We start from the raw sequence: 23,675 nt of genomic DNA, 5'->3' as shown, positions 1-23,675 counted from the left end.
TGTCGAAGTCGCTCGGCGTTTGGCTCAAATGCGCTCCAGGGTCGGCATCCAGACCCGCAACAGGGAATACAGGCGGGACAGGTCAATCGGCTTGGCCAGGTAATCGTTGGCGCCGGCGGCCAGGCACTGTTCCTGGTCGTCCTTCATCGCCTTGGCGGTGATCGCGATGATCGGCAGGCGGTCGAAACGGCCATCGGCGCGGATGCGACGCGTCGCTTCCATGCCGTCCATCCCCGGCATCATGATGTCCATCAGTACCAGGTCGATGCCCGGCACTTCATCGAGTTTCGCAATCGCCTCAAAGCCATTGCGGCCCACTTCGACCTTCGCGCCGCGCTGCTCGAGCGCGGCGGTGAGCGCGAACACATTGCGCACGTCGTCGTCGACCAGGAGGATCGTGCGGCCTTCGAACACGCGGTCGCGCCCGCGCACGGCTTTCAGCATGCTCTGGCGCTCGGTCGAGAGCTCGGACTCTACCTTGTGCAGGAACAGCGTGACTTCGTCCAGCAGGCGCTCGGGCGAACGCGCGCCCTTGATGATGATCGAGCGCGAGTAGCGCAGCAGCTGCGCCTCTTCGTCGCGGGTCAGGTTGCGGCCCGTGTAGACGATCACTGGCGGGAACGAGCACAGTTCTTCCTGCGACATGCGCTCGAGCAGCTCGCCGCCCTGCATGTCGGGCAGCTTCAGGTCGATGATCATGCAATCGAAGACTTCGGCCCGCAGGAGCTTGAGCGCTTCGCTGGCCGTGCCCACTGCCGCGATCTGCACGTCGTCGTCGGCGATCAGCGCCACCACGCTCTCGCGCTGGCGTTCGTCATCCTCGACCAATAGCACGCGCTTGATCTTCTGCGCCGATTTCTCTTGCAGTTTGCGGAACACGTCTTCCAGTTCTTCGCGGCTGGCCGGCTTGAGGGCATACCCGATGGCGCCCAGGTGCAGCGCTTCGCCGCCGTTCTCGATGCTCGAGATGATGTGCACCGGGATGTGGCGCGTGGCCGGGTTGTCCTTCAGTTGCTGCAGCACGGTCAGGCCCGAGCGGTCCGGCAGGCGCACGTCGAGCAGTACGGCGTCCGGCCGCTGGCTGATCGCCAGCGCCAGGCCTTCTTCGGCGCTCATCGCCACCAGGCAGCGATAATCGAGTTCGCGCGCCAAGTCGTACAGGATGCGCGCGAACGCCGCTTCGTCTTCGACCACCAGCACGCTGCGGCGGCCATCGGCGGCGCGGTCGCGGTCGTCCGGGAAGCTTTCGTAGTGATCGGTGACGACCGGCGCCGGGGCCGGCGTTGGCACTGACGCTGGCGCGGCCGACTGGGCAGGCCAGGCCGGCGCGGTCGCGTAGTGCGGCTGCGCGGTCGTGACCGGCGCTGCCGCCAGCGACGACTCGGGCGCATCGGGCAAGCCGCGCGGCAGCGTCAGGGTGAACACGCTGCCCTGGTTCGGCGCGCTCGACACCGAAATGCCGCCGCCGAGCAGGCGCGTGAGGTCGCGCGAAATCGACAGGCCCAGGCCCGTGCCGCCAAAGCGGCGGCTGGTGGTGCCGTCGGCCTGGTGGAAGGCATCGAAAATCTTGTCCTGCTGGTCGGGCGCGATGCCGATGCCGCTGTCCTGCACGCGGAAGGCGACGGCGCCATCGAGCGTATTGAGTACCGTCAGCGTCACCGCGCCCGTATCGGTGAACTTGACGGCGTTCGACAGCAGGTTCTTGAGGATCTGTTCCATGCGCTGGCGGTCGGTATTGATCGCCGCCGGCACGTCGGGCGCCACGTTGATGCGGAACTCGAGCGACTTCTGGCGCGCCAGCGGCTCGAACGTGCGCGCCAGGCCTTCGACCACGCGCCGCACCGGCACGTCTTCAGGCACCAGTTCGAGCTTGCCCGCTTCGACCTTCGAGATGTCGAGGATATCGTTGATGAGGTGCAGCAAATCATTACCGGCCGAGTAGATGGTCTGGGCGAAGCGCACCTGCTCGTCGCTCAGGTTGCCCGGCGTGTTATCCGACAGCAGCTTGGCGAGAATCAGCGAGCTGTTCAGCGGCGTGCGCAGCTCGTGCGACATATTGGCCAGGAACTCGGACTTGTAGCGGCTGGCGCTTTCCAGTTCGACGGCGCGCTGCTGCAGCTGCTCCTGCGCCGAATGCAGCGCCGAATTCTTCATGTCCAGGCTCAGGGCCTGCTCGGCCAGCTGGTCGTTGGTGGTACGCAGCTCGGCCTGTTGATTCTCGAGCGCCGACTGCGATTCTTCCAGCGCGCGCGATTGCTCTTCGAGTTCTTCGTTGGCGGTGCGCAGCTCTTCCTGCTGCACCTGCAGTTCTTCGTTGAGGGTCTGGCTTTCTTCGAGCGCATCCTGCAGGCGCTGGCGGTACAGCACCGCCGCCATTGCCGCGCCGACGGCCTGCGCGATAAAGCCGAGGAACTCGCGGTCGCGCTTCTCGATCGGGCGCAGGAAGGCGATTTCGAACACGCCCTTGACCTTGCCGTGGTTGTAGAACGGGGCGATGATCAACGCGCGCGGGGCCGCTTCGCCCAGGCTCGATGCGACCTTCATGTAACCGGGTGGCAGCTCGTCGAGCACCATCAGGCGGTTTTCCATCGCGGCCTGGCTGGCCAGCGAGGCGCCGGGCTGGATGATCTCGGCGCGCTCGGTGTCGGAATGGGTGAACCCATAGGCGCCGATGCGGCGCATGAGGCCATCTTCGCTGCGCACGTACATCGCGCCCACGACGCCGTCGAGATACTTGACCACATACGGCAGCACGGCCTCGGCCAGCGGCTCCAGGTTGTGGATGCCGGCGCTGCGCACGGTCAGTTCGTTCTGGCCGGTGCGCAACCACTCTTGATGGCGCAGCTTTTCATTGTGCTCGGCCTCGTGGCCCAGCACTTCGTTATAGGTATTCGACAAGTGCACCAACTGGCGCCGGCCAAACGCGGCCAGGCCACCGCCGACCAGCGCGGACAGCAGCAAGAACGACGCGACCGACCAGAACGTGACGTTGCGCGCGCCATCGCTGCGCTCTTGCAGCAGGCGCGCCTCGGACGCCAGCACCAGGTCGAAATTGCGCCGCATCTCGTCGCTCAGCAGCTTGCCGCGGCCGCTGCTGACGGCTTCGATATACGTGACATCGTTGGCGCGACGCTTGGCGATCATGTCCTGCGCAAATTTTTCCCACTGCTTCTGCACCTGGGAGATGCGCGTGACGCGGTCCAGCTGGGCATTGTTATCCCTGACCAGATCTGCAAGCGAAGCAAGGCTGCTATCCATGCGCTGGGCCGACAGCAGGTAGGGCGATAGAAACTCTTCGTCGCCGGCCAGCAGATAGCCGCGCATGCCCGATTCCATCTCGGCCGACAGCTTGCGAATTTCGTGGGCATTGCCGATCACCTTCTGGGAATGCTCGACCCAGGTCAGGTTGTTGATCAGGTACGCGATGATCCCGACGAACACGATGGCACTGATGATGCTCATGCCTAACGGCAACGCAACATTACGGGAAAGGATGCGGCGAAACTCGCTGTTTTCGATGGTTGGACCGGCCATGCCTGTTGTTCTGTTAGAAAAAAAATATCCTAAGTGTAACGCAAATGTGTCACCACGCCCACATCGGATGCGAACGGTCGTGCGCAAGCACGACCGTCAATGACCGCTTGCGATCTTAGCAAAATGGATAGATCAACGGCGCACCGCTCCACGCGCTACCGGCATCAGGCCAGATGCGGTTTCAGGTACTGCGCCGTGCGGCTTTTCTTGTTGCGCGCGACATCGGCCGGTGGTCCGGCCACTACCACGTTGCCGCCCAGATCGCCGGCGCCCGGTCCGACGTCGATCACCCAATCGCTGCCGGCCACCACGCGCATCGTGTGCTCGACCACGATCACCGTGTTGCCGGCATCGACCAGGCGATTGAGTTGCACCATCAGACGGTCGGCGTCGACCGGATGCAGGCCGGTGGTCGGCTCGTCCAGCACATACAGCGCGTTGCCACGCGTGGCGCGCTGCAGCTCGGACGCCAGCTTGATCCGCTGCGCCTCGCCGCCCGACAGCTCGGTGGCCGGCTGGCCCAGGCGCAGGTAGTCCAGGCCCACCTCGTTCAACACTTCCAGCGAGCGTTCGACCAGGGCTTCGTCCCGGAAGAAGCCGATGGCTTCGCCCACCGTCATGCCCAGCACCTCGGCGATGTTCTTGCCGCGGTAAGTCACCTCGAGCGTCTGCGCGTTGTAGCGCGCGCCGTCGCAGGTCGGGCATGGCGCGTACACACTTGGCAAAAACAGCAGTTCGACCATCACGAAGCCTTCGCCCGCGCAGTGTTCGCAGCGGCCCTTGGCGACGTTGAACGAGAACCTGCCCGCGTCGTAGCGGCGTTTCTTCGCATCTGGCGTGGCCGCGAACAGCTTGCGCACCTGGTCGAAAAGGCCGGTATAGGTCGCCAGGTTCGAGCGCGGTGTGCGCCCGATCGGCTTCTGGTCAACCCGCACCAGCCGCCGCACGCCTTCCATGCCGGCCACGATGCGCCCTTCGAGCGGCAAGGCTTCGTCACGTTCGAGATCGGGTTCGTCCGCTGCTTCTTCCACGACCGGGCTGCCCTGCCCCAATGCCGCGCTGACGAGTTCCACCAATACTTGGCTGACCAGGCTCGATTTGCCTGAGCCCGACACGCCCGTCACGCTCGTCAGCACGCCGAGCGGGAACGCGATCGCGAGATCCTGCAGATTATTCCGGCGTACGCCCTCGAGTTCGAGCCAGCCGGTGGGTTCGCGCGGCGTGCGCGACGCCAGCGCCGCCTCATTGAAGAGGTAGCGCCGGGTTTGCGATGCTGCCACGTCACGCAGGCCATCCGGCGCGCCGCTGTACAGCACCTGGCCACCGCGTTCGCCGGCCAGCGGGCCGACGTCGACGATCCAGTCAGCCTGGCGGATCACGTCCAGCGCGTGCTCGACGACAAACAGCGAATTGCCGGCGGCCTTCAGTTGCGCCAGCGCGTCGAGCAAGGCTTCGGTATCGGCCGGATGCAGGCCGGCCGACGGTTCATCGAGCACATAGACCACGCCGAACAGGCTGGAACGCACTTGCGTGGCCAGGCGCAGGCGCTGCAGTTCGCCGGGGGAGAGGCTCGGCGTGCTGCGATCGAGCGCCAGGTAGCCAAGGCCCAGCGCCAGCAGCACCTCGATGCGCGCGGCCAGGTCGTCGGCAATGCGACGGCGGACGATCAGCTGTTCGGCGTGCAGGCCTTTTCCCACCTTGTCTTTCTGCTGCGCGTACGGCGCCAGCAGCTCGGCCAGGCGTGCCAGCGGCAGGCGTGACAGCTCGGCGATGTCGAGGCCGGCAAACGTTACCGACAGCGATTCGCGGCGCAGGCGCTTGCCGTCGCATTCCGGACACGCGGTGCTGACCATATAGCGCGCCACGCGCTTTTTCATCGACGCGCTCTCGGTATTGGCAAAGGTCTGCATCACGTAGCGGCGCACGCCGGTGAACGTGCCCTGGTAGCTGGGCGTGTCCTTGCGCCTCAGGGCCGCGCGGGTTTCCTTGGGCGTGAGGCCCGCGTAGACCGGCACGCTCGGGCTCTCGTCGGTATACAGGATCCAGTCGCGGTCTTTCCTGGGCAGGTCGCGCCATGGCGTATCGACGTCGTAGCCAAGGGTGACGAGGATATCGCGCAGGTTCTGGCCGTGCCAGGCCGGCGGCCAGGCAGCAATGGCGCGCTCGCGGATCGTGAGGCTGTCGTCGGGCACCATCGACTGCTCGGTCACCTCGAACACGCGCCCCATTCCCGAGCAGCGCGGGCAGGCGCCCTGCGGCGTGTTGGGCGAAAACGACTCGGCGTACAGCAGTTCCTGGCCTTCTGGATAGTCGCCGGCGCGCGAATACAGCATGCGCAGGGAGTTCGACAAGGTGCTGACGCTGCCGACCGACGAACGGGCGGTGGGCGTGCCGCGCTGCTGCTGCAGGGCGACGGCCGGCGGCAAGCCTTCGATGGCGTCGACTTCGGGCACGGGCATCTGGTGAAACAGGCGGCGCGCGTAGGGCGAGACCGATTCGAGGTAGCGGCGCTGGGCTTCGGCGTACAGGGTGCCGAAAGCGAGCGACGACTTGCCCGAGCCCGAGACGCCGGTGAACACCACCAGTTGCCCGCGCGGGATGTCGAGGCTGACGTTTTTGAGATTGTGTTCGCGGGCGCCGCGGACGTGGACGAAGCCGTCTTCGGCAGCGTTGGCTGGGGTGGTTTTCTTGCTGGGCATCTGCCCTCCGACATCAATAGCGATCAGACATTGAACGCTCGTGGACGGATGGCGTCGGTGCGGTTGTCAACAGTTATCCGGTTTCTTCAGGCGCGCGACCTGGCGAACCGTACTTGGCTTCCATAAAGCGTCCGTAAGCTCTTTTTCGCGCTGCATTTGGCTTAGGCGGAGCATCGAGCAGCTCAAGCAGCATGACGGCATCCGTATGCGTCATGAAGAAATGGCTCTCACGATCCATGACTTGCCGAGCTTTTTGAAAAGCTGCTTGCACAATAAAGTCATTCAACGTCGTGCCTGACAACATCGCTGCAGTCCTGAGTTTTTGCCCAACGGCGCCGCTAAACCTTACACTGAGTCGCGTTTTTTTCAAGACAGGATTCATGGTATGGATTCCCTCTGACGTCGAATACTCGTTCACACGAAGACACCCCCACTCTATCACCCCCGCTGCGCCATTGCAGCTAGCGCCTGAACTGCGCGAGGTACAACCTTAATCACGTTGAACCAGCGTCTCCAGCTGGTGACAGATGTCGTTTGCTTCGCCACCCCTCCTGCTGAATGATGCGATTTCAGCGCACCGCCGTGCCAGCGCAGAGGTGCCAACGATGCTACTTAACGCCTCGCCCATACGTTGCGGCGTCACGCGCCTGGCATGCAAGCTCGCACCCGCCCCCAGCGCCACCACCCTCGCTGCGTTATCGAACTGATCATGCGCCAGCGGCACCACCAGTTGCGGCGTGCCGGCGCGCAGCGCTTCGGCCGTCGTCCCGATGCCGCCATGGTGCACCAGCGCCGCGACGTGCGGCAGCAAGGCCTTCAGTGGCACGTAGTCCTGCCAGCAGATCGTGGATGGGAGCGAGCCCGGCAACTGCTCGCGGTGCGGCGTGAGAAAGATCGCGCGCAGACCGAGTTGCGTGACGGCTTGGGTCGCTGCCTCGAAATAGCGCCCCGCCTGGCGGTTGCCAGTACCTGGCGTGAACACCACGGGCGGCGCGCCGGCATCGAGAAACGCCCGCAGCGCGGGGCCTGGCGCTGCATCGGGATCGGGGTCGTATAAAGGGAAGCCCGACTGATGCAGCGGCTGCGGCCAGTCGGGAACCGGACCCGCGAACCATGCGGGAAACAGTGCCAGCGACAGGTCGGGCACGGTGCGGATGTAATCGATCAGGCTGCGCACGCGGGGCAAGCCACGTGCTTCACGCGCTGCATTCAGGCCGGGCAAGGCGACCGGATCGATGAAGCGCGCGGCGAGCGATCGCCACAGCCAGCGCCGCACGCCATGGGGCACCCAGGTGGGCACCGGCCACGGGCCGAGCAATAGCGGATCGTGCACAGTGGGTAAATTCGATGGCGCCAGCCAGGTGGCCGCGACCTTCAGGCCGGGCCGGTCGAGACGGCACAGGTCGGCCTCGGGCAAGGCCAGCGGATGCACCAGAAGCACGGTGTCCTTGCCGGTATCGAGCGCCGCCACCACGGACGGCAGTTGCGCCATCGCCGGGCGCGTCGCCTCCCACACCACGGCCAGGCCGCGCGTGGGATGCCACAGGTCGGGATGGTCGAGCACGGCCGGGTCGGCCGGCAAGCCGTGAAAGGTCAGGCCGGCCGCATCGACGTACAGGGCATGCTGCTCGGGGCCGAGAAAGTCGACGCGGTGGCCGCGCGCTCTCAAAGCCCGCCCGATCCACAGGAACGGAAACAGGTCGCCGGCCGAGCCCATCGTCACCAGAATGACATGCATCGGCCCGCGCTCCGTTGGGTTAGAAGGTCAAGGTGCCTTCGATGGAATCGTCCAGCGTCTTGCCGATGACGGCGCCAATGGCCATCTTCGCGCCGGCCACAATGCCGCCGTGCTTGTTATCCCAATAATAACCGGACGTCGGGGTCACCTTGATCACGATGATGCGCGGGTCGTCCTCGCCCTCGGTGAACCAGGTCTTCAGCAGCGGCTCCCACAGCTGCTTGATGCGGGCCTTGTCTTGCGACACTTCGGCGTGGCCGTCCAGTTCAAGGAAGCCGGCGTTTTCGCCAGCCTGGAAGAATAGTTTGACGGTCGGATTGGCCTGCAGTTCCTGGGCGGTGTGGCTGTCGATCGCGCCCAGGTACCAGATGGCGCCATTGTCGTCGGTCTCGCGCACGCTCATCGGCCGCACGCCGCGGCTCGCGCCGGTGCCGCCGCCGGTGATGAAGAAGCCCGTCTCGGCATCGTCGATGATGTCCTTGATGCGCTCGATGGCATCAGCGCCTGCCAGATCGCGGCGGTTTTCTTCGGGTTGGTTGCGGTTGATCGAATCCATGGTGTTCTCCAATTTTGAATAGATTAACCTAAGTTAGCAAAAAAACGTTTAAACCTTTGTTAGGTGACACACAGATAACGCCCCTCGATAAAAAATACCAACCCTTTCAATATTTGAAGAAAACATTAATCATAAAATATACGACTAAATCCGAAAACGTAATCCTGCGACTGTAAACCTCTCATAATCTTCTGTACGGGGACTGTAGATGCAACTAATATGGAAATATGCGCGAATGCATAGCTCAGCTGAAGTAGAATCACCTTCATTTTCGAAATTAATTAATTCCGCGTCAAATATTTGCTTATTTGCCAGATAAACTGTTGTCGAAAAATGGAACTTTAAAACTAAAATTCTTAGATCAAAAGCGAACGCTAGAAACACTTCGTCCTTCCCCAGAACTTCATAGTCCAGCAAGTCACAGTCCTCAACACCCTCCATAATATCAGCTTCAACAGAGACTATTTCGTTAGCAATAATCGATGGCAAGCCGGCTTTAATGATCTCTTGCCGGTACTGCGAAGGATGCACACTCTCGATATACTTAACTGCATTTTCCTCTAAAAATTCATCAGCGTCATAGCGCGTTTTATTCCTATCGATTGCATGATCCGATTTATCAACAAAGTCTTGAATAAATTTGAATAATGTTTCGTAAGGGCGAATTTTAACCGAAACACCAAAAAAATTAATATCATCAATAAGATCAGGATGAAGTTGCAATCCATCCGCTCCATTTGCAAAAAAATCATTTTTATTATTAGTAATGAAAGCTACATCACCTTCAACTGAATGATCCTTCACATGCATCAGAAAAGACAACCAAATCAACGCATCACGAAAACCTTTTTCACCATCAGAAAAGGGTTTTTTCAACTTTAGCGCTTTCTGCACCACATATTCATTCGGGACTTTATCATATCCAATTTCGATAACACTTTCGCATCGATCACGCAAAATTCCTATCAAATTATAATTTGAACAAACAGGAATAGGTATAGGCGACCCAATGTTTGTTAATTTTTTTACCTGTCCCATTTGCTTGTCAATTTAAATACACAGCTTTTCATACTCACGTAATCGGATATTTTCAGCCTCTTGACAGACCAGTTTAGAAACCAATAAGTTTCCATCTTCGTTGCTAAGGTAGTGGAAAAGGTAACGAAAATTCGCGTTATTTAAAAACCAATCGTTATAAAATACATTGGTGTCCAAGAAAATGTTCATGATGATTAAATTTTAAAGAAACCGGTCCAGGATCTTGCGGCTGTGCTTGTCGATCTTGAACATGTCGCGCACCAGGAAGTTGATGCCGTGGCTGTCGGCCACCAGCAGCGACGCTTCGCCGATGCGGCGAATATCTTCGTCGAGCTTGAGCACGAATTCGGTCTCGCCCCGGTCGGTCGTCACATACCAGGTGCAGGGCGTGGCAAAGCTCGACACGTCCTTGATCGCGATGATTTCCGGGATGAACTCGCGCCCGCCAATCTCATCGCTGACCAGGGTGCGGATATCCTCGGGCATCGTGGCCAGGTCGTCGATCCAGGCGACCTCTTTGCCGCCGTCGCGCACGAGTGATATGCCCTTGGTCGGCGCCTGGATCGGAAACGCGCGCACGGGCGTGACGCCCACATACTCTTCGCCATTCTCGAGCGTGATCACCAGCTTGCCGAAGCTGTTGCGGCGCAACTGGAATGGGGTTGTCGATACGGTACTCATCATGCGTCCTTGTCGTCCAGGTCCTGGTCCACGTTGCGCGCTTGCGCTTCGTACAGGCGGTGGTAGGCGCCTTCGCGCGCCATCAGGTCATCGTGGCTGCCCTCTTCCACCACCACGCCACGGTCGAGCACGACCAGGCGGTCGGCGCGGTGCAGCGTCGACAGGCGGTGGGCGATGGCAATGGTCGTGCGGCCCTGCACCAGATTGTCGAGCGCCTTCTGGATTTCTTTCTCGGTCTCGGAGTCCACCGACGACGTTGCCTCATCCATGATCAGGATCGGCGGATCGATCAACAGTGCGCGCGCAATCGAAATGCGCTGGCGCTCGCCGCCCGACAGGCCCTGGCCCCGCTCGCCGACCATCGAATCGTAACCCTGCGGCAGGCGCAGGATGAACTCATGCGCATGCGCAGCGCGCGCCGACGCGATGATCTCTTCGCGCGACGCGTCCGGCTTGCCGTAGGCGATATTCTCGGCAATGGTGCCAAAGAACAGGAACGGCTCTTGCAGCACGAGGCCGATATTGCGGCGGTAATCGGCCACCGCAAACGAGCGGATATCCTTGCCGTCGAGCAGAATCGCGCCTTCCGACACATCATAGAAGCGGCAGATCAGGTTGACCAGCGTGCTCTTGCCCGAGCCGCTGTGGCCGACCAGGCCCACCATCTCGCCAGCCTTGATATTGAGCGAAATGCCGCGGTTCACGGCGCGATTGCCGTAACGGAAACCAACCTCGCGCAGCTCGATATTGCCTTCGACCTTGGCGACCTTGATCGGGTTGGCCGGATCCGGCACGCTCGAGACGTGATCGAGAATGTCGAAGATACGCTTGGCGGCCGAGGCCGACTTTTGCGTGACCGACACGATGCGGCTCATCGAATCGAGCCGCACATAGAAGCGCCCGCTGTAGGCGATGAAGGCAGTCAGCGTACCGACCGTGATGTCGCCGCGCGAGACTTGCCAGATACCGAAGCACCAGATCACGAGCAGGCCCAGTTCGGTCAGGAACGACACGCTTGGCGAGAACAGCGACCAAACGCGGTTGAGCTTATCGTTCACGTTCAGGTTATGCCGGTTGGCTTCGCGGAAGCGCGCCGCCTCGCGCTTTTCTTGCGCAAATGCCTTCACCACACGGATGCCTGGAATCGTATCGGCCAGCACATTGGTCACTTCGCCCCACACGCGGTCGATCTTTTCAAAGCCGGTACGCAGCTTGTCGCGCACCAGGTGAATCATCCAGGCGATGAACGGCAATGGCGCCAGGGTCACCAGCGCCAGCCACGGGTTGATCGTAAACAGGATCACGCCCGTCATGATGATCATCAGGACGTCGGACAGGAAGTCGAGCAGGTGCAGCGACAGGAACACGCAGATGCGGTCCGAGCCGCTGCCGATGCGCGCCATCAGGTCGCCCGTACGCTTGCCGCCGAAAAATTCGAGCGACAGGCGCATCAGGTGTTCATAGGTGGTCGAGCGCAGGTCGGCGCCAATGCGCTCGGACGCCAGCGCCAGCACATAGGTCTTGGCCCAGCCGAGCGCCCAGGCCAGCACCGCCGAGGCGAGCAGACCGCCCATATACATATACACGAGGGTCGTATCGATCTGTTGCCCGTTCTGGTACGGGATCAGGACATTGTCCATCAGCGGCATCGTCAGGTACGGCGGGATCATGTGCGCGCCAGTCGAGCCCAGCATCAGCAGGAAGCCCAGCAGCAATTGCCCCTGATACGGCTTGGCGAAGCGCCACAGGCGAAACAGCGTCCAGGTCGACGGCGGCGTGTGCAGCACCTTCTCGCAGATCGGGCAATCTTCCTGGTCGGCTTCGAGCGGCGCCTTGCAACTTGGACAAGTGTGCTGCTCGGGCGGCTGGACGGCGACGCCGGTCAGCGCGCTCTCGATCTGGTCGAGGAATGCATCGGCCACGCGCACCGCGTGCAGGTTCTGGCCCAGCGTAAAGCGCCAGCTGGCCAGCAGGCCATGGGCATCGGTCAGCTCGAGATGGCCGACACCAGCGTGGTCGTGGTGCCGCAGCGCCAGGCCTTCGCGGTAAGGCCAGTCGTGCCACGCCGTCTCGCCCGGGGCGCGCGCCAGCAAGCGCTGGTCGGTGACAATAACTAATCCTTTTGAGAAATGTAATTTCGCATCGAGGTCAACCTCCACGCTGCTTAAAACGTTTTCCCCTGATGCAAGCTGTTTCGCGACGTCATTTTGCCAGCTGTCAGGCAAGGAACTGGTAGCGACAGCCAGTGACGACGGATTAGCGAGTTGTTGTGTTGTCATGTAGTGCGCCTGGTAACAGGCATAGGTTCGGTAAGGGTGGATCGCTCCATAGAGCGCTAGAACGTTTTTGGACAGCGTTTGGATGACACGGAACGTGTTTTGGCGAAAATATTGCGGCTAAGTAAGAGCAGCAACAGAATCAGATCAGCGCGTGATGTGCGCTGCGATTGGCGAGGTTTCGCTAACGTAGTGACACCTCAGGCATACAAGGATAAGTCGCCGGTGTGGGAGTAGCGCCAGGCGAACAAAGTATTTACATGACGAAAAAGAACGACATCAAATTCCTGCGCATCACTTATCTGGCAGGACCGAACATCTGGACCTACCGTCCGGTGCTCGAGGCCTGGCTCGACATCGGCGAGCTGGAAGACTATCCCTCGAACCTGCTTCCCGGGTTCACGACGCGCCTGACCACCTGGCTGCCGGGTCTGATCGAGCACCACTGCGGCGTCGGCTACCACGGCGGCTTCATCGAGCGCCTGAACGAAGGCACCTGGGCCGGCCACATCCTCGAGCACGTCGTGCTCGAAGTGCAGAACCTGGCCGGCATGAAGACGGGCTTTGGCAAGACGCGCTCCACCGGCGAACATGGTATCTACAAGATGGCGTTTCGCACGCGCGACAATGTCGTCGGCCGCGCCGCGCTCGACATCGCCCATCGCCTGATGATGGCGGCCATTAACGACGAGCCATTCGACCTGCCCGCCGCCGTCGCGACGCTGACCGACATGGTCGACCGCCTGTGTCTGGGCCCATCGACCGCGCACATCGTCGACGCCGCCACCGACCGCCGCATCCCGTCGATCCGCCTGACCGACGGCAATCTGGTGCAACTCGGCTACGGCGCCGCGCAGCGCCGCATCTGGACCGCCGAGACCGACCGCACCAGCGCGATTGCCGAAGGCATCGCCAGCGACAAGGACATGACCAAGAACCTGCTCGCCTCGTGCGGCGTGCCGGTGCCCGAAGGGGCGATTGCGCGCAGCGCAGAAGCGGCGTGGGACGAAGCGCAGGATATCGGCCTGCCGGTAGTCGTCAAGCCGGTCGACGCCAATCACGGCCGTGGCGTCTCGCTCAATCTCACCACCGAAGCCGAAGTCAAGGCGGCCTACCTGATCGCATCCGAAGAAGGCGAAAGCCGCTCGGTGCTGGTCGAGCGCTTCATCACGGGCAGCGAGCACCGCCTGCTGGTCGTGGGCCGCAAGGTGGTCGCGGTCGCGCGCGGCGAATCGCTGTGGGTAACGGGCGATGGCCGCCAGAACGTGGCCGAGCTGTGCAACAGCCAGATCAATATCGACCCGCGCCGCGGCGAAAGCGAAGAATTTCCGCTCAGCCCCGTCGAGCCGCGCAATAGTGACGAAAACAAGCTGCAACTGCAGCGCCAGGGCCTCACGCCCGACTCGGTGCCGCCCGCCGGCCAGAAGGTGCTGATCCAGGTGAACGGCAACGTCGCCGACGACGTCACCGACCTGCTGCACCCTGATGTCGCCCACGCCGCAGCCCTGGCCGCGCGCGTGGTTGGCCTGGACATCGCCGGCGTCGACCTGGTGTGCGAAGACATCAGCCGCCCGCTGCTTGAGCAGCGCGGCGCGATCATCGAAGTCAACGCCAGCCCGGGCCTCCTGGCCCACACGAAACCAGCCAGCGGCACCGCGCGCAACGTCGGCAAGGACATCATCGAGCACCTGTTCGCGCCCGATGAATCGGCGCGTATCCCGGTGGTGGGCGTGACCGGCTCGCTCGGTTGCAGCCTGATCACGCGCCTGATCGGCTGCCTGATCAACATCACCGGCAAAGAGGTCGGCGTGGCCAACGGCGAAGGCCTGTACCTGAACGCGCGCGTTGTCTCGAACCGCGACAGCACAAGCGTCGAAGCCGGCCAGCGCATCCTGATCAACCGCAACGTGCAAACGGCGGTGTTCGAATCGAACGCGCGCTCGATCCTGCAAGACGGCCTGCCGTACGACCGCTGCACGGTGGGCGTCGTCACCGACATGGAAGGCATGGCGGACGTCGCAGAATTTTATATCCGCGACGAAGACGCGATGCGCAACGTGATCCGCACGCAGGTCGACGTGATCCTGCCTGACGGCGTGGCCGTGCTCAACGCCGCCAACGCACAGGTAGCAGCGTTGGCCGAACTGTGCGACGGCGGCGTGATCTTCTACGCCTTCGACGAACACAATGCCGTGATGGCGGCGCACCGCGCGAGCGGGCAGCGCATCGTGTTCGCGCGCGACGGGCGCATCATGCTGGCCGAAGGCGACGTCGAGACGCCGCTGAACACGCTGGACACCATGAAGCCGTCCACCGTGAAGTACCCCGAAAACGTGCTGGCGGCAGTCGCTGCAGCGTGGGCCCTCGGCGTGCCGAGCGACCTGCTGTGCGGCGGCTTGCGCGCCTTTGACGCCACGCCGAAACAAGCAACCCATTGAATGACACTGCCCGGCAAAGCGCCGGGCCTGGCGCCCGCTCCCGCGCATGTGCGCCGGATGCGCGGCCCGCGAAAGGAATGACGGTTTATGGAAGTATCTCGCGTACGGGCCCTGCGTGGCCCCAATCTCTGGAGCCACCACACCTCGGTCGAGGCGATCGTGACGTGCACGCCGCAGGAACAGTCGATCGGCGAACTGGCCGGTTTCGAATCGCGCCTGCGCGTGCGGTTCCCGCAGATCGGCGGCCTGCAGCCGTTCGGCCACTACGAAACGATCCCGCTGGCGCACGTGCTTGAACTGGTCGCGCTGCACCTGCAGGCCGAAGCCGGCTGCCCGGTCACCTTCAGCCGCACTACGGCCACGCTCGAAACCGGCATCTACCAGGTGGTCGTCGAATACAGCGAAGAAGACGTCGGCCGCCAGGCGCTGGAACTCGCGCAGCAGCTGATTGACTCGGCCCGCAACGACACCCCGTTCGACGTGCAGGAAGCATTGGCGCAACTGCGCGCGACGGACGAAGACGTGCGCCTGGGCCCATCGACCGGCGCGATCGTGCAGGCCGCCGTGGCCCGCAACATCCCGTTCCGGCGCATGACCGAAGGCAGCATGGTGATGTTCGGCTGGGGCAGCCGCCAGCGCCGCATTCAGGCCGCCGAGATCGACGCCACCGGCGCGATTGCCGAATCGATCGCACAAGATAAAGAGCTGACCAAGAAGCTGCTCGACGCGGCCGGCGTGCCGGTGCCGCAGGGCCGCGGCGTGACCGACCCCGATGACGCGTGGGCGGCCGCCATGGAGATCGGCCTGCCGGTGGTGATCAAGCCAAAGGACGGCAACCAGGGCAAGGGCGTGACGGTCAACGTCACCACGCGCGAACAACTCGATGCCGGCTACAAGGCGGCCAGCGAATTCCGCGACGATATCCTGGTCGAACGCTACCTGCCGGGCCACGATTACCGCCTGCTGGTGGTGGGCGACAAGCTCGTGGCCGCCGCGCGCCGCGAGCCGCCACACGTGGTGGGCGACGGCCAGCACAGCGTGCGCGAACTGGTCGAACAGGTCAACCTCGACCCGCGCCGGGGCGATGGCCACGGTTCGGCGCTGACCAAGATCCGCTTCGACGACATCGCCATCGGCACGCTGGCCCAGCACGGCTTGACCCCGGAATCAGTGCCCGCCATCGGCGAGCGCGTGGTCTTGCGCAATAACGCGAACCTCTCGACCGGTGGCTCGGCGACCGACGTCACCGATGATGTGCACCCTGAAGTCGCGGCGCGCGCGGTCGCTGCCGCCCACATGATCGGCCTGGATATCTGCGGCGTCGACCTGGTGTGCGACAGCGTGTTGAAGCCCATCGAAGCCCAGAACGGCGGCATCGTCGAAGTCAACGCCGCACCGGGCCTGCGCATGCACCTGGCGCCGTCGTTCGGCAAGGCGCGCCCGATTGGCGAAGCCATTGTCGACACGCTGTTCAAGGATGGCGACGACGGCCGCATCCCGATCGTGGCCGTCACCGGCACCAACGGCAAGACAACCACCGTGCGCCTGATCGCGCACCTACTCACCGCCTCGGGCCTGCGCACCGGCATGACCAATACCGATGGCGTCTACATCGAAGGCCGGCGCATCGACAGCGGCGACTGCAGCGGCCCGCGCAGCGCGCGCAACGTGCTGCTGCATCCGGACGTCGACGCGGCGGTATTCGAAACCGCGCGCGGCGGCTTGCTGCGCGAAGGCCTGGCCTACGACAAGTGCCAGGTCGCGGTGGTGACCAATATCGGCTCGGGCGACCACCTGGGCCTGAACTACATCACCACGCTCGAAGACCTGGCGGTACTCAAACGCGTGATCGTGCAGAACGTGGCCGTGGGCGGCATGGCGGTGCTGAATGCCGCCGATCCGACCGTGGCGGCGATGGCCGAAAAGACGCGCGGCGAAGTGACCTTCTTCGCGCAGGACGTGGGCAACCCGGTCATGGCGATGCACCGCGCCCAGGGCCGCCGTGTCGTGTTCGTCGAAGAAGGCTATCTGGTGGCGGCGCAGGGTTCGATCGTCGAACGCATCGACTTGAAGGCTGTGCCGATCACGCGCGGTGGCGTGGTGGGCTTCCAGGTCGAGAACGTGATGGCGTCGGTCGCCGCCGCGTGGGGCGTGGGCACGGCGTGGGATGCGATTCGACTGGGCCTGAAAACCTTTGTCGGCGAAAGCGACAATGCGCCGGGACGCTTCAATGTATTCGATTATCGCGGCGCGACCGTGATCGCCGACTACGGCCACAATCCGGATGCCATCGCGGCGCTGGTCAACGCCGTCGAGAGCATGCCGGCCAGGCGCCGCTCGGTGGTGATCAGCGGCGCCGGCGACCGGCGCGACCAGGACATCACGCAGCAGACCGAAATCCTGGGCGCAGCGTTCGACGACGTGCTGCTGTACCAGGACCAGTGCCAGCGCGGGCGCGCCGATGGTGAAGTCATCGCGCTGCTGCGCGCGGGCTTGAGCAATGCGACGCGCACTGGCCATGTCGAAGAAATCAATGGCGAATTCGTGGCGATCGATCGCGCGCTGTCGCGGCTCGAACAGGGCGACTTGTGCCTGATCCTGATCGACCAGGTCGATGAGGCGCTGGCGCATATCACGGCGCGCGTCAAGGAAGCGGCCTGATATCTCTCTGTGATGGCGGGCGGGAAGTGACTGGCAATGCGTTATCCTGACGCAATGCCCAATCAGCCTTTGCCCCCGCCGACACCATTTCCTCTACTGCCGGCGGCAAGTCCCTGGCTGTTGCTGCAGACCGTATTCAAGGGGCGGGCCCGATCCGCCGCACTGCCCCCAGCCACGCACTACCGGCTCGACCGGATCGATGCCGGGCACGTGGCGCGCTACCGGGCGGCGTTCGGCTTTCCGGCCGAAGGCGTTCCACTGACCTATCTGTACCTGCTGGCCCAGCGCGCCCAACTGGCGAGCATGCTCGCCTGGTCGCTGCCGTTTCGCATTCCTGGCCTTATCCACATCGAGAACACGCTGGCCTTGCACGGCCCGCTACGGCCGGATGCGGCGCTGGTCTTGCGCACGTCGCTGTCGTTGCCGCCGCCGGCAGCCAACGGGGCCGTCCACGCCGTACTCAGGACCGAAGCGTGCGATGGCGCCGCAGCCATCTTCGACTGCGAAAGCGTGTATCTGATCAAGCGCGGCCAGCGCAATGGACCCGGCGCCGGCCCGCGCCCTGCCCCGCCATCCGGGACGGCGCGCGCGCACTGGACACTCGCCGCCGATGCCGGCCGGCGCTACGCCGCGCTGTCGGGCGACTTCAATCCCATTCACCTGTGGCCGTGGTCGGCCCGCCTGATGGGCATGCGCAGGCCGATCATCCACGGCATGCACACGGTGGCGCGCGCCTGCGCCGCGTTCGAACAATCCCAACCAACCCAGGGCAGCGTCACGATGCTGCAGTGCCGCTTCACGCAGCCGGTGCCGCTCGGTGCGACAGCGTTCCTGCACGACAGCGCCGCACCGGGCGGCTTCGTCGTGGTGTGCAACGATCGGGTGGCGCTGGAAGGCACGCTGGCACGGGCCTGAGATCGACGGAGCCTGCCGGCGTCAGGCGCGCTCGGATGCCAGGGCCACCGGCGTGGTCGTGCGCAGCCAGGCGCTCAGGCGCTCGATCCGCGCCCTGAGCTCGACCGCCCGCGCCGGCAGGGCCGCACTGCATTCGGCGCTGATGCGTTCCCATTCGGGATCGCCCACGAGCCAGGCCAGCACGATGTCGTCCATGTAGTGGACGTGGGAATGCTTCGGACTGCGGATGCGCGAGGCGCGGTTGACATGGCGCTCGAGGCCTTCCAGGCTCTGGCACTGCGCCATGAGCGGCGCGAGATGGTCGCGCAAGACGGCGTCCAGCGCACTGAGCTCGGCGTAAAACTGCAGGAGTCCGTCGACTTCGATCCGGTCGATCCCGGCGGGATGGATGTCGTCCAGGTGGATGATGGCGCATGCGCCCCGGCCCCGGTATTCGGGGGCGACATCCTCGAATACCTCGACGATGTCGACACAGCGCGCATGCCGGATCGAACAGAACAGCGAGAACGAGAAACTCGAATGGTGCTCCCAGATGGCCACCCCGATATCGACAAACCCGTGCGGCAAGACCAGGCGGTACGCCTCGCCGTCGACGCTGTCGCGGCGCAGGTAACCGAGCGGCGCGAACACCTTCTGCAGCAGGCGGCGCATCCCGCCGTGCACCTCGGCCCTGGTCAGGCTGTCGCCACCCGACGGCGCAGGCAGGCGCGCCCCGGTCATGACCGGCCCCGGCGTGCCGAATACCCGCCGGTCCGGCAACACCGCGAGGCCCTGCTGCATGTCGAAGACGCACAGCCCCAACCGGATCGCCTGGCGCACGACGAAGCGGATGACGCGCTCATGCTCGGCGCTGATACCGATGGTCCAGGCCCGCCGCTCCGTCTTGCCATCGACCGGGCCGGCCCAGACACTGGTGGCCGGCGCCACGCTCGGGCACGGATAGCGCGACGTCAGGCGGCCAGCCAGGACGATGAACCCCGGATTCTGGCCAACCACATCACCGCCCATTTCCAGGGCGGCCCTGGCTGCGCCGGCCAGCGAATCGGGAACCGGGGCTTCCCACACGTGCAACACGTAGCTCATGCGTCTTGTAACAATCGTCGAGACATCGAGTATAGGATAAGTATTGCGCTACAGAAAATTTTCACGGGTCGCTTGGCGAAATGTTGCTGCCGTGCCACTGTCGTGCGTGGGCGGACCGGCGCAAGACACCGAATCCGCCCCGAGCATGCACGCGTGCATCTGGCGCCGGCGCCCGGGTCATCTTTGCAAGGCCGCGCCGGGACGATCGCGGTAAAATACCAAGCTCTGGCCAGCACCTGCCTCGCCGTACCCAATTCAAAGAAATGACCACCGTCCCCACCGAAATCAACGCCGCAGCCGTCAAGAACAGCGCGACCGAAAAACACACCCCCATGATGCAGCAATATCTGCGCATCAAAGCCGACTACCCAAGCATGCTGGTGTTCTACCGCATGGGCGACTTCTACGAGCTGTTCTTCGACGACGCCGAAAAAGCCTCGCGCGTGCTGGGCATCACGCTCACCGCGCGCGGCAAGTCCGAAGGCAATCCGATCAAGATGGCCGGTGTGCCGTTCCACTCGCTCGATGGCTACCTGGCCAAGCTGGTCAAGCTGGGCGAATCGTGCGCGATCTGCGAACAGATCGGCGACCCGGCGCTGTCGAAAGGCCCCGTTGAACGCAAGGTGATGCGGGTCGTCACCCCGGGCACGCTGACCGATTCCGACCTGCTGCCCGAGAAAGCCGAGCGCCCGCTGCTGGCCCTGTGCCTGCAAACCCAGCGCAAGACCGTCACCGCCGGCCTGGCGTGGCTGTCGCTGGCGAGCGGTAACCTGCGCCTGATGGAATTTTCGGGCGACGCGCGCGCGGTGGAGGCGCGCCTGGCGCATGAACTCGAGCGCATCGCACCGGCCGAGATCCTGCGCGCCGATTGCGGCGACATGTTCGATGACGGCGCCGCCACCGTCCACACCCAGCGCGTACCCGAGTGGCACTTCGACGTCGTCAAGGGCCACGGCGCCCTGCTCGAACAATTGAAGGTCGCCACCCTCACCGGCTTTGGCGCCGATGGCCTGGGCGCCGCGTTCGGCGCGGCCGGCGCGCTGCTGCGCTATGCCCAGTCCACGCAGGGTCGCGGCTTGCAGCACGTGCGCGGCCTGGCGTGCGAAAACGAAAACGAATACATCGGCCTGGACGCCGCCACCCGCCGCAACCTGGAACTGACCGAGACCATTCGCGGGCAAGAGTCGCCGACGCTGTTCTCGCTGCTCGACGGCTGCCGCACGGCGATGGGTTCGCGCCTGCTGCGCCACTGGCTGCACCACGCGCGCCGCGACCAGTCGATCGCGCGCAGCCGGCACCAGTCGATCGCGGCGTTGCTGCAGGCCGATGCCATCGACAACCTGTCGCCAGCGCTGGCGCTGGTGCCGGACATCGAACGCATCACCACGCGCGTGGCCTTGCTCAGCGCGCGTCCGCGCGACCTGGCCAGCCTGCGTGACGGGCTCAAAGCGCTGCCGGTGCTGCGCGAGCTGGTGGCGCGCTGTTTCGTCCCCGGCGACACGTGCCTGCTGCGCGAGCTGCACGATGACCTGGGCACGCCCGTCGATTGCCTCGACCTCCTGGTGCGCGCCGTGCTGGAAGAGCCGAGCGCGATGATCCGCGATGGCGGCGTGTTCGCGCGCGGCTACGATGCCGAACTCGATGAACTGCAGGCGCTGTCCGAGAACGCCGGCCAGTTCCTGGTCGACCTCGAAACACGCGAGCGCGCCCGCACCGGCATTGCCAATCTGCGCGTCGAATACAACCGCGTGCACGGCTTCTATATCGAAGTGACCAACGGCCAGGCAACCAAGGTGCCGGACGACTACCGCCGCCGCCAGACACTGAAGAACTGCGAACGCTACATCACGCCAGAACTGAAGGCGTACGAAGACAAGGCGCTGTCGGCGCAAGACCGCGCGCTGGCGCGCGAGAAAATCCTGTACGAGGATTTGCTGGCCCAGCTCGCGCCGCACATCGGCATCCTGCAGACGATCGCGCGCGCCATCGCGCAGACCGACGTGCTGGTGGCGCTGGCCAGCCACGCGCTGCGGCACGGCTGGTGCGCACCGCGACTGGTCGATGCGCCGTGCCTGAACATCGTCGAAGGCCGCCATCCGGTGGTCGAGAACCAGATCGAGCGCTTCATCGCCAACGATTGCCGCTTCTCGAACGAGCGGCGCCTGCTGCTGATCACCGGCCCGAACATGGGCGGTAAATCCACTTTCATGCGCCAGGTGGCGCTCATCACGCTGCTGGCCTATGTCGGCAGCTATGTGCCGGCGACGCAAGCCACGCTTGGCCCGATCGACCGCATCTTCACCCGCATCGGCGCCAGCGACGACCTGGCCAACGGCCGCTCGACCTTCATGGTCGAGATGACCGAATCGGCGGCGATTCTCAACGGCGCGACCGAGCATTCGCTGGTCCTGATGGATGAAGTCGGGCGCGGCACGTCGACCTTCGACGGCCTGGCGCTGGCGTGGGCAATCGCGCGCCACCTGATCGACACGAGCCGCAGCTTCACGCTGTTCGCGACCCACTATTTCGAGCTGACCCAGTTGCCGGAGTCGTACCCGAGCGCGTACAACGTGCACCTGTCGGCGGTCGAGCACAAGGACAGCATCGTGTTTTTGCATGCGGTGCAGGATGGCCCGGCGTCGCAGAGCTACGGCTTGCAGGTGGCGCAGCTGGCCGGCGTGCCGCAGCCGGTGATCAAGGCCGCGCGCAAGCACCTGGCGCGCCTCGAGGCCCAGGCGCTGGACGCCACGCCGCAGCGCGACCTGTTCGCCGCGCCCGTGCTGGATGACGAGATCGGCGAGGCACCGGTGCCGGCTGCGCCACAGGTGGAAGATGACAAGGACGACGAATTGCGCGATGCGCTCGACGCCATCGATCCGGACGCGCTCACGCCACGCGAAGCACTCGAACGGCTCTACGAGCTGAAACGGCTGGCCGCCTGATGCCGATGGCGCGCCTGCCCGCTTCCTGCGCTGCGTTGTCAGCCACACTATTGGCCGCGCTGTTCCTTGGCGCGCCAGTTGCGGCGAAGGACAAGCAGCCGACGCACCGCTTTGCGGTGGTGGGCAATAACGCAGGCGCCGACGGTGATGCGCGCCTGAAGCAGGCGCTGGCCGATTCGTCCGAAAAATCGGTGGCGTTCGTGGTCCTCACCGGCATCAAGGGCGAGAACGAAAGCTGCGGCGACAAGCTGTATCAGCAGCGGCGCGACCTGTTCGAGCATGCGAAGCGGCCCGTGATCGTGTCATTGGCCGGCAGCGACTGGACCGGTTGCCGCAATTCGGCCAAGCGCACCAATGCGATCGAGCGCCTCAATCGCCTGCGCGAACTGCTCTACGGCGAACCGGACTCGCTGGGCGCGTCCAAGATCCACCTGACGCAACTGTCGGCCAGCCCGCGTTTTCGCAGCTATGCCGAGAACGCGCACTGGCGAGTCGGAAAGGTGCTGTACGCCACGATCAATCTGCCGGCCGGGAACAACCACTTCTTGCCGGCCGCGGGCCGCAACAGCGAATATGAAGACCGGGCCGTGGCCAATCGCTTCTGGCTCAATCGCCTGTTCGCGATCGCGCGCAGCGACAAGGCGCAGGCGCTGGTGCTGTTCTCGGAAGGCGCGGTGCGTCCGTTGTATCTGGATCAGCCGGCGGGACTGCGCGGACTGCTGCGACGCACGCCGGCCGAGCGCGATGGGTTCGAGGCGGCGCGGCGCCAGATCCAGGCGCAGGCAGTCAAGTTCGATGGCAAGGTGCTGCTGGTCGACAGTGGCGCACCGGGTGGGAGCAAACCGCAGATCGAATGGAAGGACAATCTGGGACAGCTGTCCGTGGGGACGAAAGCGGTCGAGGTGAATGTGACGCTGGGGAAGGATGCGGCGTTCACGGTGGTGGACGCGAAGCAGTGATGGGTGGTGCGAACGTACTTGGATTCCCGCCTGCGCGGGAATGACGGTCTTCAGGCTAGCAGCTACCTGATGCAGTTATACCTGTACACGTAAAGCCGTCGTACCCGCCACTGGCGGCCATGACTTCCCGCGAAGGCGGGAACCCAAGTGTCTCA

The 23,675-nt window shown here is 63.9% G+C and carries 15 protein-coding genes; 5 read left to right on the top strand and 10 right to left on the bottom strand.

All coding sequences use genetic code 11. The annotated features are described in order from the left end of the window. Positions 1 to 24: 24 nt before the first annotated feature. The 9 genes from AB2N08_RS11195 to AB2N08_RS11155 all read right to left on the bottom strand — a co-directional run bounded on the left by AB2N08_RS11195 (position 25) and on the right by AB2N08_RS11155 (position 12,525). A complete protein-coding gene (locus tag AB2N08_RS11195) occupies positions 25 to 3,534 on the bottom strand; it encodes a response regulator (protein WP_367610726.1) in 3,510 nt (1,169 codons plus the stop codon). 164 nt (positions 3,535 to 3,698) lie between these two features. Then, on the bottom strand, positions 3,699 to 6,233 hold the full coding sequence (locus AB2N08_RS11190) for an excinuclease ABC subunit A (RefSeq protein ID WP_367610725.1): 2,535 nt from the start codon (positions 6,231 to 6,233) through the stop codon (positions 3,699 to 3,701). Between the two features lie 73 nt (positions 6,234 to 6,306). Further along, complete coding sequence (locus AB2N08_RS11185) at positions 6,307 to 6,615, bottom strand: type II toxin-antitoxin system TacA family antitoxin (protein WP_367610724.1); 309 nt, start codon at positions 6,613 to 6,615, stop codon at positions 6,307 to 6,309. A 108-nt stretch (positions 6,616 to 6,723) separates the two neighbouring features. Next, a complete protein-coding gene (locus tag AB2N08_RS11180; RefSeq protein WP_367610723.1) occupies positions 6,724 to 7,971 on the bottom strand; it encodes a glycosyltransferase in 1,248 nt (415 codons plus the stop codon). A gap of 19 nt (positions 7,972 to 7,990) precedes the next feature. Further along, the gene (locus AB2N08_RS11175) at positions 7,991 to 8,527 is read right to left on the bottom strand and encodes a pyridoxamine 5'-phosphate oxidase family protein (RefSeq protein WP_367610722.1); all 537 of its coding nucleotides are present in this window, start codon (positions 8,525 to 8,527) and stop codon (positions 7,991 to 7,993) included. 144 nt (positions 8,528 to 8,671) lie between these two features. Then, positions 8,672 to 9,565: a PIN domain-containing protein gene (locus AB2N08_RS11170; RefSeq protein ID WP_367610721.1), complete on the bottom strand. Its 894-nt coding sequence runs from the start codon at positions 9,563 to 9,565 to the stop codon at positions 8,672 to 8,674. A 12-nt stretch (positions 9,566 to 9,577) separates the two neighbouring features. Continuing rightward, positions 9,578 to 9,754, bottom strand: coding sequence for a PIN domain-containing protein (locus AB2N08_RS11165; RefSeq protein WP_367610720.1), 177 nt, complete (start codon positions 9,752 to 9,754; stop codon positions 9,578 to 9,580). Positions 9,755 to 9,766: 12 nt separating this feature from the next. Next, positions 9,767 to 10,249: a cyanophycin metabolism-associated DUF1854 family protein gene (locus tag AB2N08_RS11160; RefSeq protein ID WP_370662412.1), complete on the bottom strand. Its 483-nt coding sequence runs from the start codon at positions 10,247 to 10,249 to the stop codon at positions 9,767 to 9,769. Continuing rightward, the gene (locus AB2N08_RS11155) at positions 10,246 to 12,525 is read right to left on the bottom strand and encodes a cyanophycin metabolism-associated ABC transporter (protein ID WP_367610719.1); all 2,280 of its coding nucleotides are present in this window, start codon (positions 12,523 to 12,525) and stop codon (positions 10,246 to 10,248) included. Before AB2N08_RS11155 ends, AB2N08_RS11160 begins: the two co-directional genes overlap by 4 nt. A 257-nt stretch (positions 12,526 to 12,782) precedes the next feature. Here AB2N08_RS11155 and AB2N08_RS11150 point away from each other — a divergent pair, with 257 nt between their 5' ends. The 3 genes from AB2N08_RS11150 to AB2N08_RS11140 all read left to right on the top strand — a co-directional run bounded on the left by AB2N08_RS11150 (position 12,783) and on the right by AB2N08_RS11140 (position 18,536). After that, positions 12,783 to 14,960 carry a cyanophycin synthetase gene (locus tag AB2N08_RS11150; protein WP_367610718.1) on the top strand — a complete coding sequence of 726 codons (2,178 nt, stop codon included), beginning with the start codon at positions 12,783 to 12,785 and terminating at the stop codon, positions 14,958 to 14,960. 87 nt (positions 14,961 to 15,047) lie between these two features. Further along, positions 15,048 to 17,621, top strand: a complete 2,574-nt coding sequence (gene cphA, locus AB2N08_RS11145; protein WP_367610717.1) for a cyanophycin synthetase — start codon at positions 15,048 to 15,050, stop codon at positions 17,619 to 17,621. A gap of 120 nt (positions 17,622 to 17,741) precedes the next feature. Further along, positions 17,742 to 18,536 carry a MaoC family dehydratase gene (locus AB2N08_RS11140; RefSeq protein ID WP_367610716.1) on the top strand — a complete coding sequence of 265 codons (795 nt, stop codon included), beginning with the start codon at positions 17,742 to 17,744 and terminating at the stop codon, positions 18,534 to 18,536. Between the two features lie 21 nt (positions 18,537 to 18,557). On the opposite strand, the gene AB2N08_RS11135 is transcribed toward AB2N08_RS11140, so the two are convergent. Next, a complete protein-coding gene (locus tag AB2N08_RS11135; protein ID WP_367610715.1) occupies positions 18,558 to 19,619 on the bottom strand; it encodes a hypothetical protein in 1,062 nt (353 codons plus the stop codon). Between the two features lie 263 nt (positions 19,620 to 19,882). Here AB2N08_RS11135 and mutS point away from each other — a divergent pair, with 263 nt between their 5' ends. Together mutS and AB2N08_RS11125 are read left to right on the top strand one after the other, a co-directional pair. Then, a complete protein-coding gene (gene mutS, locus AB2N08_RS11130; RefSeq protein WP_367610714.1) occupies positions 19,883 to 22,561 on the top strand; it encodes a DNA mismatch repair protein MutS in 2,679 nt (892 codons plus the stop codon). Beyond that, positions 22,561 to 23,520, top strand: coding sequence for a hypothetical protein (locus tag AB2N08_RS11125; RefSeq protein WP_367610713.1), 960 nt, complete (start codon positions 22,561 to 22,563; stop codon positions 23,518 to 23,520). Before mutS ends, AB2N08_RS11125 begins: the two co-directional genes overlap by 1 nt. Positions 23,521 to 23,675: the final 155 nt, after the last annotated feature.

The organism is Massilia aurea, from assembly GCF_040790145.1.
Lineage (GTDB): Bacteria > Pseudomonadota > Gammaproteobacteria > Burkholderiales > Burkholderiaceae_D > Telluria > Telluria aurea_C.
This window is presented reverse-complemented; position numbering and strand designations above follow the sequence as displayed.